Origin of the sequence: Moorena sp. SIO4A1 (assembly GCF_010672065.1) — a bacterium.
Taxonomy (GTDB): Bacteria; Cyanobacteriota; Cyanobacteriia; order Cyanobacteriales; family Coleofasciculaceae; genus Moorena.
Map to the genome: position 1 here is coordinate 35,984 of NZ_JAAHHX010000050.1, position 12,337 is coordinate 48,320.

Sequence of the window (12,337 nt, forward strand, 5' to 3'; positions counted from 1 at the left end):
TTATTGATATAATGGCAGTCTAACAAGGTCTAACCAAAATTCTTCAATCCGCTTCACCATCGACATAAAACTTTCCCAATCTATGGGTTTACAAATGTAGCAGTTAGCTTTTAGTCTGTAAGTATTGATAATATCTTGCTGAGAGTCAGATGTGGTTAATATAATAATTGGGATTGTACTTATCTGGGGGTCTTCCTTGATTTCTTGGAGAACCTCGCGACCATCTTTTTTTGGTAAATTAAGATCCAGAACAATTAAAGCTGGACGTGGGGCTTCCTGATATTTTCCCTGCTTACGGAGAAATGCGATCGCTTTAGCTCCATCATCAACCCAGTGAAACTTACTGGATAGCTTGCTATCACATAATGCCTCTAAAATGAGTTCGGCATCACTCGACGAATCTTCTACCAGCAGAATATCAATTGGTTGAGTATTTGTCATAATGTTCATGATGCCAGTTCCTGAAATTTCTAGATAATGTTTAACTCATGATGATGCTGTGGTATTGAGAAGTAAAATTTTGTGCCTACTCCTAGCTCTGACTCTACCCAAATTTTTCCGCCATGACGCTCTACAATTTTCTTACAAACTGCTAGACCAATGCCTGTGCCGGGATACTCACGGCGGGTATGCAAGCGCTGGAAAATAGTAAAGATGCGCTCAAAGTACTCAGGCTCAATACCAATACCATTATCACGAACTGAAAAGATCCATTCCTTACCCTTCAGTTCCGCTGAAATATGGACTCTGGGTAGCTCTTGGCTGCGAAACTTAATAGCATTACCGATGAGATTTTGCAGAAGTTGACTCAGTTGTATATCATCCCCCATAACTACAGGTAAGGAGTCATGGGTAACTATGACATCGCTCTCGATAATCGCCACATTTAAATTGTCTAAAACCCGATTCAGTACTACCTCGCAGTCAGTAGCTGCTAATTCTTTACCATGGGTTCCCACCCGAGAAAAACTCAGCAGATCCTGGATTAACTGCTGCATGTTAGTAGCGCCATCTACGATGTAATGAATATACTTATCCGCTTGAGCATCCAGGTTACTCTGGTATTTTTTAGCTAAGAGTTGGGTGTAGCTACTAATCGCTCGCAGTGGTTCTTGTAAATCATGGGAAGCCACGTAAGCAAACTGTTCTAACTCACGGTTAGATCGGGATAAATCTTGATTAAGTCGTTTGAGGGCCTCTTGAGCTTCCTTACGCTCTGTAATCACCTCAGTACTCATAATGATACCGCTAATCTTCCCACTAATGTCAACCCAAGGACGGATTTCCCACTTGAGCCACTGTTGTTCACCATTAGCGCGAATAAACAAATCTTCTTCACACTCTGCTGAATAACCCTCTAAGCACCGTTGGTGTATTTTCTTCCAACCCTCAGGAGTTTCTGGAAATACGTCGTAGTAGCTTTTGCCAATGATGTTGTCATCATATATGTTGTACTCTGAGTACCAGTGGCGACTAACAAACTGGTACCTCATCTGCTGATCGAACATGGCAATAGCTGCGGGTACATATTCCAAAAATCGGTTGAGCAGCTCCAGGTTGTTGCCTAATTCGGACTCAACCTGGCGGCGCTCCCTGATTTCAGCTGTTAAGACTTCATTGGCTTCTGCTAGTTGCTTTGTCCGTTCTAATACTCGTTGTTCTAACTCTTCATAGGCTTGGCTGAGGACATCATCCTCTAGCTTGCGCTTCGTGATATCCTCTACCACGGACACCACTCCGATGATGGTGCCATCAGATTCAATTAAGGGAGCATTGTGCCACTGGCAAAATATACTACTGCCATCTTGTGGATGGTAGTTTTCCGTAATGCAGTTGCTACACTGAAAATTCAAACAGTCTTGCAGAACTCGCTGGAACTGCTCTACGGAAGATTGCGGCTTCATCAATTCATGGGCACGATGCCCAAAGGCTTCCATCTTCTTATAGCCAAAAATTTTTTCGGCTACATGGTTCCACTGCATCACTTCACCATCCAGGCTCCACTCAATGAAACCAAGGGGAGTTTGCTCTACCAGGAGGGACAAGGTTTGTTGGGATCTCAGTAGTTCTTCTAGGGTTTGCTTACGTTCAGCAATTTCCTTTTCCAGAGCTGTGTTAGTCGCTTCCAGTGCAGCTCTACTGGAGAATGCTAAGACTTTTGGCATCAATACTACTAGTGCGATAGCGCTAGACAGAGAAAGTATGGCACTAGTGCCTTTGACTAAACCAGAGAGCCAATAATCTGGATGCCAAATTGTCCAGACCTCCAGCAAGTGACTGGTGCCACAGCACAAAACCAAGGCACTCAATAGTAAGAAAATCTTCAGTAATGGCAGATCTTGGTTTTGAGACCAAAAATAGATCAGCAACAGCAGAATAGAGTAATAGGATAGGGCAATTAGCAAGTCCGATCCAGCATGAAGTCCAACTAATTCAGGCTTCCAGACATAGCAATGCTCGTGGGATATATAATGACCAGAGAACATGTATTGTAAGGTTTTGAGCATATGCCGTTGGTCAATTGGGCAACAATTTCCAGCAGCACCGATGGTAACAGCAATGGTCAGATTAACCAGCTTGGTTTCGTACCAAGTAGCAGATCTCCCACTTATCCGTTGGAGTTAATTCCCTTTTGAAGTGGAACTGGGTATCAAGAAGGTAATCACCTCCCACGACACTAAGACACACTTAGTTCTTATATTGTTAACCTTTTGACCACCCACTGTAAATCTGTGAAATTACGGAATTTAAAATTGCCCCACAACAAGTCTTTGCCCAGAGAACTTTAAATCCCAATTTGGGACTTAGGTAGCTCGATTTATCTTTCTATCCAAAGATTGCAGCATCACCTGCCAGCATACCTGGCTGAAATAGAGAGTGATGTTCATAATACCCAATAACCGAGTGGCATCTTCTAGCATGGCTCTGGTTCCTTGTCCTGACAAATGGGACGAGTCTACCAAACCAGATATTACAAATAAAATTGCCGCAATCATCAGCAGTATATATGGTGTAGCTCGAATTATCCTCCAAAAAGCTAATCCATACAGGATGGCACCTATGCCATACATAAAATACACCGGCGCTTTTGAAATCCCTTGATTTACTAGTATTAAATTAATCCTGAAAACATCATCAATTAATAATATTCCAATGCCAATGGCAGAGGAAAAAATAAATCGATTTATTTTTTGATTAGGCTGGATTTTGTTCAGCAATAACCAGCACCATAAACAAATGGTTACTACTACGCACCACATTAATTCAGAGACAGCTGATAACGTGCCGATGTAGGGGCGATTGATAAGAAAAGGATCATCAAAAAGTCCTACGACTATATAACCCCTGTCCTGAATCTTGACATAAATACTTAAAATTAAAAATAGTATAATAATTAAGCTGTTATACCAAAGAATATAATGATCGTGGCGCAGCTGCTTGAGAAGGATTTTCAGCATCGAGGTGAAACAGGTAAATAAGCAATTGTTTGTTGGGCTATATACTTAAGCTAACACAGGAGCTCATGGTAATCGGTCATTGGTGGGTAGTAGTGAGGTAAAATTACTGATTACTAATTACCCATTAAGGTAAATCTAAGATAAAGCCCTGCTTGAAGCTAGTAGCCTTGTTTGATTCTGTTAAATTAGTCTGGGCTTTTGCTTCTAAATCCGCAATTTTTCCTAAAAACTATCTGATTTCAATATCTGGGTGAGGTACCTGGTCCTAGGTTAATTGGAGTAGGGAGTAGGGAGTAGGGAGTAGGGAGTCGGGAGTAGGGAGTAGGGTCGAAAATTATACCTATATCAGCATCTGACCATCTGACCCATCTATTTTTTACGAAAATGAAAATTAAGCAGCTCTACCTCTGTTCCCCTGAAGCTTTGTCTGTTGCAATTCTTAAGGAGGGTGTGATTCCATCTAGCCCTAAGCCATGAAAATGATTTACACTGCTGTGGATGTGATTATAGATTTGAGTGATTGCCTATGCTCTATACTCAAGAGTACATAAGGGAAACTGAAGCAACCCGTGTGCGGGTACTTAGTGAAGCACTACCCTACATCCAAAAGTTTGCTGGTCGCACAGTCGTGGTTAAGTATGGTGGTGCGGCAATGAAAGACAGCAATCTCAAAGAGCAGGTGATCCGGGATATTGTATTCTTAGCTTGTGTAGGTGTACGACCAGTCCTTATCCACGGTGGTGGTCCGGAAATCAATAGCTGGCTGGGGAAATTAGGGATTGAGCCACAATTTAAGAATGGTCTGCGGGTTACCGATGCTGCCACGATGGATGTAGTGGAGATGGTGCTGGTGGGTCGGGTGAATAAAGAGTTGGTCTCTGGGATTAACTACGCCGGTGGTAATGCTGTCGGGCTGTGTGGCAAAGATGGTAACTTATTCGTAGCACGCCCAGAAGGTCAAGAGGGTATTGGCTTTGTTGGGGAAGTGAGCACTGTGGATGTGCGGCTAGTAGAGTCTTTGGTCAATAGTGGCTACATTCCAGTAGTGTCTAGTGTGGCGGCTGATGATACTGGCCAAGCTTACAATATCAATGCTGACACGGTGGCCGGTGCGATCGCAGCTGCTTTAGAAGCAGAAAAGCTGATCTTGCTGACTGATACCCCTGGGGTTTTGAAGGATCCTAAAGACCCATCTAGCCTGATTCGTCAGCTAGATATTCAACAATCACGGCAGTTGATTGAGAGTGGGGTAGTCTCTGGTGGGATGATTCCTAAGGTGAACTGCTGCGTGCGATCGCTTGCTCAAGGGGTACGTGCGGCTCATATTATTGATGGTCGCATTCCCCATGCCCTGCTCCTGGAAATCTTCACCGATGAAGGAATCGGTTCGATGATCGTGGCATCAGAATTTACTAACTAAGGACACAGGGAAAATGGCAACTAGGAAATTGTTAATTGAAAATGTCAATTAATAATTAATGATAGCGTTTCTCGTAGCTATGAGGTACACATTATTTTTTACCTCTTCCCTCTTCTCTCTTACCTGTTCCCTGCTCCGAAGTCCCTGCTCCCTAAAAACCCGAAATTTGTACCTCACAAGTCGTAGAATTGCTATATTAACAAATGACTAATGGCTAATGAAAAATTTTCCCTTGAGTACCAGTCAGGAAAAGCCGCATTTGAACGAGGAGAATATCGTGCTTCTATAGAGCATTTGACCACAGCCAGAAATCTGGTAAATCTATCCTCTGGGCTCGGGGGAGAGGTGCAAATGTGGTTGGTGATGGCTTATGAGGCAGCTGGGCAAAAAGCGGAAGCGATCGCACTTTGCCAACAGTTGACTAGCCATCCTGACCTAGACACCTCCAAACAAGGTAAAGATTTACTCTATATTCTGCAAGCTCCTCAGCTTACTAGACCAGCAGAATGGATGACCAACATTCCTGACTTAGGTGCGATCGCAGAAAGTGACGACCGGGAGAGTTATGTGTATAGGTCTTTTAGCGATCGCAAGCAGCCTAGCCTAGGCTTGGTACCAGAACCCCTAGATCCTGCTGAGATTAACACTAAGGATAATCAATTCGTCTGGCTAGCTGTTGGTTTGGTGAGTTTAACCCTGGGTGGATTGATTTGGTTTGGGCTTTGATATCACTAGCAGAGACTGTTTCTTGAACTTTGCTTAAATCCAAGGGTTGGGTGGGTCGCACCGCGTCGCAAAAAGCGCGGGGTCGCACCGCTCCCGACTCCCTCAAACCCACTTCTAGTAAGCCCCTCACCGAATTAAAAACTGCTAGAGTCAGTTAATTAACTATCTGGGGCGGTTTTTTTATCTGTCACTTTGCTAGAAAAAATACCTTTCTTGCTGATACTTTTCCAATACATTACTATACCTGTAACTAACATAAAAATTAATCCTAAACCATTTAAAAGTACATAAATCGGCCTCAGTTGATCACCAAGATATTCTCCTTCGTGAATCGCCATTAAAAAGTGGGTTTGATCTTTAGAAAGCCCAAACCAGGCTCTCCCTAATCTATAGGCTATCCCGGTGATTGCTGTGATCATGAAAGGCAGTACGATGATTGGAGCTAAGGTACTATGCAGTTTACGTAAAGTAGGCTTATTCATAGGATTTGGCCTGGTTTATGAGATTCTATAACATGATTACAACATGCTATTGTATTGGTTTTAGGTTATATATGTAACAAATCGACCTATTGTTTCATAAATCCCTAAGGACACTCAGGAAAAAAGGAGAAGGGTTGGTGAAGTTAAATTTTGTGAGTTTAAGGCAGTTGGTTAGTGGAACTCTGAGGCATTTACGGGTTCTGGGGGTGATTGTGCTGGCATCAGTGCTACTGTCTGGTTGTGTCAACTATGATCTTGGGGTCAGGTTTGACGGTGAACACCATGGCAAGATTGTCCAGCAGATCAAGCTTGGAGAACAGCTGACAAAGTTGAGCGATGCTGAGGCGACCGAATGGCTCAGAAGTCTCGAAAGTCGGGCAAAGCAGCTTCAGGGCAAAACTCAGCGCCTCTCAGACCGAGAAATTGCGATCGCAATTCCCTTTAACAACGGTAAGGAATTAGTATCCAAGTTTGAGCAGTTTTTTAACCCAGTTGGTCACCCAGAAGATGCCCCATTAGCAGCAGAGAGTGATATTAACCCAAGTTTTAACTCTAATTTACGCCTAGATCAAAACAACTTTCTTGTGGTGCAACGAAATCACTTAAGCTATGACCTGGATTTGCGTAGCCTAGGGGTAATCAACTCTGATAACGGCAAGATTGTGGTTACTGCTGCTTCACTATTCGATTTGCAGTTTAGCCTAGAGACCCCTTGGGGAGCAAACAGTATTGAGAAATCCCCCAATGCCATTCGTCCCACGATTTACGATGATGGAAATCAGCTAGTTTGGACACTGCAACCTGGTCAAATCAACCATATCGAAGTGGCATTTTGGCTACCCAGCTTCCTAGGTATTGGTATGATTATTATCATACTGGTGGTATTAGGTGGTTTCTACTTAAAATACAAGTCTTTCCCCTGGGAAAGAACTGAAACTAATCAACCAGCAATACCATCAAAGGTGATGTAGTTTAGACCAGTTAAAGTTAGACCAGTTATAGAAACCAGTAATAGCTATTGGTTTCTATAACTACTAAGTTAATCAACATTTAACCTTCCCGTTTAAGTGTTGTTAACTTTCTATAGCAATTCTATAACTGGTGAGGTACAAATATCTAGGTTTTAGGGAGCAGGGACTGAGGCCGTGGGCCACGCGGGGCGCGTTCGGAGCAGGGAGCAGGGATTAGGAACCCACCCCTAACCCCTCCCAGGAGGGCAAGGCAAGAGTCAAGAGTGAAACAATCTTGTGTACCTCATGAGTCCTAGAAACGCTATATCAGCTTAGTATTATTACCTGGGTAACGGCTTTGACTGGATTGGTAGCAACAGGAGAAACGACAACAGTGGTTGGGGCCGTCGCTGGACTAGTGGGTGGATTGATGAGTGGAGTAGCAATCGGTATTGTGGTAGAAAAGTTTATGGATAGGGGATTGACCATAGAGTTAAGTCGGGAATCGGGAATCGGGAATCGGGAATCGGGAATCGGGAATCGGGAATCGGGATTCGGGATTCGGGATTCGGGATTCGGTAACTTAAAACCTTAAACCTTAAACCTTAAACTATACTCAACCAAGGCAAAAGGCAAAAGGCAAAAGGCAAAAGGCAAAAGGCAACAGGAAGCAGCCAACCTTAAACCTTCAACCTTAAACCTTCAACCTTGAACCTTCAACCTTGAACCTTAAACTTAAAAATACATCAAACTGCTTGTGGTTGCATTTGTGGCTGGAACTGGAACAGGGAGTATACCACATTGCGGCGGATATCGATCATCATTTCCAAGAACATCTCATAGCCTTCCTGCTTATACTCAATCAGGGGGTCTTTTTGGCCATAACCTCGTAATCCCACTGACTCCCTTAGGGCATCCATGGATTGTAAATGCTCTCGCCAGAGGTTATCGATTTGATTCAAGATAAAGAATCGCTCAGCTTGCCGCATTAGTCCTGGCTGGATTTGATCGACTTGAGCTTCCTTGATATCATAGGCTTTGCGGACTTCTTCATGGAGGAAGGTTTTGATTTCCCCGACAGTCATATCTTCTAGATGCTGTGGTTCTAGATCTTGCAGTAAGTAGACAAATTCTTTGACCTTTCCTACCAAGCTCTGTAAATCCCACTCTTCTGGTGGTAACTCTGGGTTAACGTAGGCATCTACAATATCACTCATGGTCTTTTCGGCATACTGGATGACTTGTTCTTTGAGGTCTAGTCCTTCCAGCACTCGCCGTCTTTCCGCGTAAATTGCCCGCCGTTGGTTGTTCATTACCTCGTCATACTCAAATACCTGCTTCCGGGTATCGTAGTAGAAGGTTTCCACTTTCTTCTGGGCATTTTCTAAGGAGCTGGTGAGCATCCCGGATTCGATGGGCATATCTTCCTCAACCCGGAACATATCCATCATCCTTGCTACGCGATCGCCTCCGAAGATTCGCAGAAGATTGTCTTCCAAACTGAGGAAAAATCGGGTAGAACCGGGGTCCCCTTGCCGTCCCGCTCGTCCTCTGAGCTGGTTATCAATACGGCGGGATTCATGACGTTCAGTACCAACAACGTGCAGGCCACCTTTTTCTACCACTTCATCATGTTCTCGGGTGGTGAATGCGTCATATTCCCCTTGAATTGCTTTATAGACTTCCCGCAGCTTTTGAATCACTGGGTCATTGGTGGGAGCATTTTCTGAAGCGATCGCTAATTTCTCTTCTGCTTCTAATTCCGGTAAACTCTGCTGTCCATACTGTTCAACTGCAAAAGTTACTGCCTCTTTTAGGATTTGTTCCGTTTCCCGGGACAATTTGGTAGGGAAAATCTGAGGGCTAACCTTCCAGCTTTTCGGTTTCTTTCCTGGAGCAAACCCAACAGCGTCCGATTTAGGCTTGGCAGTAGTTACCGCTATGGGGGAAAAGGCTTCGTCTTCCTCGGGCTGCACTATTTTGGGCATAAAATATTCCCGTAGCTTCAGCCGTGCCATGAAGTCAGCATTACCTCCCAAAATAATATCTGTTCCTCGCCCGGCCATGTTGGTGGAAATAGTCAAGGCTCCTTTCCGTCCTGCCTGAGCCACAATTTCTGATTCCCGCTCCACATTTTCGGGTTTAGCATTGAGCAGGTTATGGGGTACTCCCTTTTCGGCTAACAGACCGGACAACAACTCGGATTTTTCTACACTCGTGGTTCCCACTAGCACCGGACGTCCTTGTTCATGGAGTTCAGCACATTCTTCTGCTACTGCCCTCCACTTAGCTGGCTCGGTCTTGTAAACCACATCAGAGACGTCTCGACGTTTAGAGGGTTTGTTAGTGGGAATAATGGTAACTTGCAAGTTGTAGATTTTTTCAAATTCCGCTTCTTCTGTTTTCGCGGTACCTGTCATACCGGCGAGTTTGGGATAGAGCAAGAAGAAATTCTGATAGGTAATGGTTGCCAGGGTTTGGGTTTCATTTTGAATGTCTACCCGTTCCTTGGCTTCTATGGCTTGGTGTAGACCATCACTCCACCGGCGTCCTGCCAACACTCGGCCAGTGAACTCGTCTACAATCACTACTTCCCCATTCCGCACAATATAGTTCACATCTTTCTGAAAGAGTTCCTTAGCCTTGAGGGCATTGGAAATATAATGAGCCCAAGGGTCTTTGGGGTCGTACAAATCTTTAACCCCTAGAAGTTGCTCCGCTCGGATAAAGCCTTCATCGGTCATCAAGATGTTACGGGCTTTTTCATCAACTTCGTAGTGTCCTAGTTGTTCACCATTGTCTGGATCTTCTGGATAGAGCATGCGGGCAATGTCTGCTGCCTTAATGTACTTCTCAGTCGGTCGCTCCACTTGCCCAGAAATAATCAGTGGGGTTCGGGCCTCATCAATCAGTACTGAGTCTACTTCGTCAATGATGCAATAATTAAATGGACGTTGCACCACATCTGACATTGCTGTGGCCATGTTGTCCCGGAGATAGTCAAAGCCTAATTCACTGTTGGTGCTATAGGTAATATCACAGGCATAGTTCTTTTGCCGCTCGACCGGGGACATTCCCGATTGAATCAGCCCGACACTCAGACCTAGGAAGCGATGAACTTGTCCCATCCATTCCGCGTCCCGACGGGCTAAGTAGTCGTTAACGGTTACAATGTGAACCCCTTTACTATCGATGGCATTGAGGTAAGCTGGTAGAGTAGCCACCAGGGTTTTTCCTTCACCAGTTTTCATCTCTGCGATTTGCCCTTTGTGCAGGACAATGCCACCCATGACTTGGACATCATAGTGACGCATTCCCAGAACTCGCTTTCCTGCTTCCCGCACTACAGCAAAGGCTTCTGGCAGAATTTGATCAAGAATTTCATCACGCTCTTGACTAGTGTTGGCTTTCTCCAGCTGCTGTTTGAACTCTGCGGTTTTGCCTCTGAGTTGTTCATCCGATAGGTGCTGGATGTCTTCTTCGAGGAGGTTAACTTCTACAACATCAGGTTGGTACCGTTTGAGTTTACGTGCGTTGGGATCACCAATTAGTCTCTTAAGCATAGCAGGAGAGGGAGATGTATAGTTGTGGGATGTATAGTTGTGCGTTTAGGGACACTTTTATAGATATCCTACCAAACTCCTGTGTCAAAAGATGGGGGAAGATCGGGTAATGGGCAAGGGTGAAGATATTTGTCAATAAAAATGAAAGTGTGGGAAGGGTGGGGAGGGTGGGAGGTGTGGGGAGATGGGGAGATGGGGAGATGGGGAGATTTTTATTAAGGTTAATTAGTCTGACTCTAATAGATAATTGAATACTGATCCAACTATACCTTATTCTCTGGCTTGATTGTCTGACTTGGGATACCGATTCTCTCATCATTCCATCATCTCATTATCCCATCATCTCATCATCGCTTTTCCCTTCCTCCGATCGAGCCACTCTTCCAAGGAGAAATTAAAACAATTAATCGCCGGAATAGGTAAGTAATCATTCTTTTTGAAAGGTATGGTGTCAGGGATTTTAATCCTTCTCGCTGGACTTTTCTGAGGTAAAAGACAATTCCTCTTAAAAAATCCTGCCAGCGTCTGCCCCAGTATTCTTTCTGAATTCCCCCTGGATCAAGACGTATATTGTATGGATTGTAATTATATATATTTAATGAATTGAGTTGAGTTAGACCTTCTTGCTCTGCAAACTGTTCATAAGTGATGCCATTGTGCCGAAACTCGGGATTAGTATCGGGATAAATCCATTCCGATACCATCCAATCTTGACTAGCAAACAAGAATTCTGCACAGTTTTTCGTTACCTGAGCATATTTCAATCTAATCCCAATGGGAATTTCAGCCCAAGGACCATGTTGCCATACGAAATCTGGGTCAAAAAATGCTTTAAATGCCAGGTCTTTGCCATTAATTCTCAGGCGAGCTACCCGACCAACCATGCCAGCTCCAGCTATTTCTACCTCAACCTTCATTCCCCCTGTAGATAGCATTTCAGGATGAATTGGAGCTGGTTGTGTAGGCAAATCCTGGGAGGGCAAATCCTGGGAAAGCATGGCCTTGGCATACAACCCTTTGGAGTTGACCTCTAATTTTTTCCTAGAAGGCTTCGCCTCTACAACAGATTTTGGAGTGTGCTGACATACTCTGGTTTTTTTTACTAAAACAACTGTCTTGTTTACCCTACCTAATCTAAGCCGCACTCTTTTTAGGTAGAGTGTGACGCGGTGTCCTTCTGAGGAGGTACTACTGACATACTTGGCTAATTTATCTAAAAATTGTCTTAACTCTTTGATGGTAATCCCGTTAGTTACATCCAGTAGCTCGGAAGGTGGTGGATAAAAGTATAGCTTTTTTTGACCAGTTGATTTGATCACCTGTTGGCAGAGAGCATGAAATTTCCTGGGAGACATCAGTTTTTGCTGAGCCTGACGTATAATTGGTGCGACGAGTGATTCCTCCCAGTGCTGGTAATCTGCCATAGTTTTATCCTTTTTCTGCCAAATTTATTATTATCTACTGTTTTAACCATCTTTGAGCTCTAAACTTCACACTTCTTAACTGTTTGAGTGAGGGGTGAGGGTTAGGGCGTGTTTTCTTGCCTCGGAGATCCCCCATTATCCCCCTTAAAAAAGGGGGACTTTGAGTATGGCTCCCCCCTTTTTTAAGGGCAGGGCTGTTTCATTCTCGCAAAAAATAGATGGGGAGATGGGGAGATGGGGAGATGGGGAGAATTTTGGACTAATACTCGGGATTTTGGGCAAATTTATCGTTCCCTTACACCAAGGCCGTTAAC

At 44.1% G+C, this 12,337-nt stretch carries 13 protein-coding genes; 7 read left to right on the forward strand and 6 right to left on the reverse strand.

Annotated elements, in window-relative coordinates; genetic code table 11:
- The 3 genes from F6K53_RS26110 to F6K53_RS26120 form a co-directional block, all read right to left on the reverse strand.
- Entirely contained in the window at positions 1 to 450 is a 450-nt protein-coding gene (locus F6K53_RS26110; protein ID WP_293019839.1) for a response regulator, read from the reverse strand.
- A gap of 20 nt (positions 451 to 470) precedes the next feature.
- On the reverse strand, positions 471 to 2,507 hold the full coding sequence (locus tag F6K53_RS26115; protein WP_293082668.1) for a PAS domain S-box protein: 2,037 nt from the start codon (positions 2,505 to 2,507) through the stop codon (positions 471 to 473).
- Between the two features lie 297 nt (positions 2,508 to 2,804).
- Positions 2,805 to 3,458, reverse strand: coding sequence for a hypothetical protein (locus F6K53_RS26120; RefSeq protein ID WP_293069400.1), 654 nt, complete (start codon positions 3,456 to 3,458; stop codon positions 2,805 to 2,807).
- Between the two features lie 526 nt (positions 3,459 to 3,984).
- Between F6K53_RS26120 and argB the strand changes: the two genes are divergently transcribed.
- From argB to F6K53_RS26140, 4 genes are all read left to right on the forward strand, one after another.
- Positions 3,985 to 4,878 carry an acetylglutamate kinase gene (gene argB / locus F6K53_RS26125; RefSeq protein WP_293082671.1) on the forward strand — a complete coding sequence of 298 codons (894 nt, stop codon included), beginning with the start codon at positions 3,985 to 3,987 and terminating at the stop codon, positions 4,876 to 4,878.
- A 79-nt stretch (positions 4,879 to 4,957) separates the two neighbouring features.
- Positions 4,958 to 5,089 (forward strand): hypothetical protein, encoded by a 132-nt coding sequence (locus tag F6K53_RS26130; protein ID WP_293069404.1) that lies wholly within the window; start codon positions 4,958 to 4,960, stop codon positions 5,087 to 5,089.
- On the forward strand, positions 5,089 to 5,604 hold the full coding sequence (locus F6K53_RS26135) for a hypothetical protein (RefSeq protein WP_293069406.1): 516 nt from the start codon (positions 5,089 to 5,091) through the stop codon (positions 5,602 to 5,604). The genes F6K53_RS26130 and F6K53_RS26135 overlap by 1 nt, the downstream gene beginning before the upstream one ends.
- Positions 5,605 to 5,633: 29 nt before the next feature.
- Positions 5,634 to 5,762, forward strand: a complete 129-nt coding sequence (locus F6K53_RS26140) for a hypothetical protein (RefSeq protein ID WP_293042925.1) — start codon at positions 5,634 to 5,636, stop codon at positions 5,760 to 5,762.
- On the opposite strand, the gene F6K53_RS26145 is transcribed toward F6K53_RS26140, so the two are convergent.
- Positions 5,763 to 6,086: a PepSY-associated TM helix domain-containing protein gene (locus tag F6K53_RS26145; protein ID WP_293019827.1), complete on the reverse strand. Its 324-nt coding sequence runs from the start codon at positions 6,084 to 6,086 to the stop codon at positions 5,763 to 5,765.
- A 137-nt stretch (positions 6,087 to 6,223) separates the two neighbouring features.
- Between F6K53_RS26145 and F6K53_RS26150 the strand changes: the two genes are divergently transcribed.
- Positions 6,224 to 7,057 carry a DUF3153 domain-containing protein gene (locus F6K53_RS26150; RefSeq protein WP_293069408.1) on the forward strand — a complete coding sequence of 278 codons (834 nt, stop codon included), beginning with the start codon at positions 6,224 to 6,226 and terminating at the stop codon, positions 7,055 to 7,057.
- A 373-nt stretch (positions 7,058 to 7,430) separates the two neighbouring features.
- On the forward strand, positions 7,431 to 7,631 hold the full coding sequence (locus tag F6K53_RS26155; protein WP_293069410.1) for a hypothetical protein: 201 nt from the start codon (positions 7,431 to 7,433) through the stop codon (positions 7,629 to 7,631).
- 151 nt (positions 7,632 to 7,782) lie between these two features.
- On the opposite strand, the gene secA is transcribed toward F6K53_RS26155, so the two are convergent.
- Together secA and F6K53_RS26165 are read right to left on the reverse strand one after the other, a co-directional pair.
- The gene (gene secA, locus F6K53_RS26160; RefSeq protein WP_293019823.1) at positions 7,783 to 10,599 is read right to left on the reverse strand and encodes a preprotein translocase subunit SecA; all 2,817 of its coding nucleotides are present in this window, start codon (positions 10,597 to 10,599) and stop codon (positions 7,783 to 7,785) included.
- A 347-nt stretch (positions 10,600 to 10,946) separates the two neighbouring features.
- Positions 10,947 to 12,023 carry a hypothetical protein gene (locus tag F6K53_RS26165; RefSeq protein WP_293019821.1) on the reverse strand — a complete coding sequence of 359 codons (1,077 nt, stop codon included), beginning with the start codon at positions 12,021 to 12,023 and terminating at the stop codon, positions 10,947 to 10,949.
- 166 nt (positions 12,024 to 12,189) lie between these two features.
- Between F6K53_RS26165 and F6K53_RS26170 the strand changes: the two genes are divergently transcribed.
- Positions 12,190 to 12,336 (forward strand): hypothetical protein, encoded by a 147-nt coding sequence (locus tag F6K53_RS26170; RefSeq protein ID WP_293069412.1) that lies wholly within the window; start codon positions 12,190 to 12,192, stop codon positions 12,334 to 12,336.
- The last annotated feature ends 1 nt before the right edge of the window (position 12,337 follow it).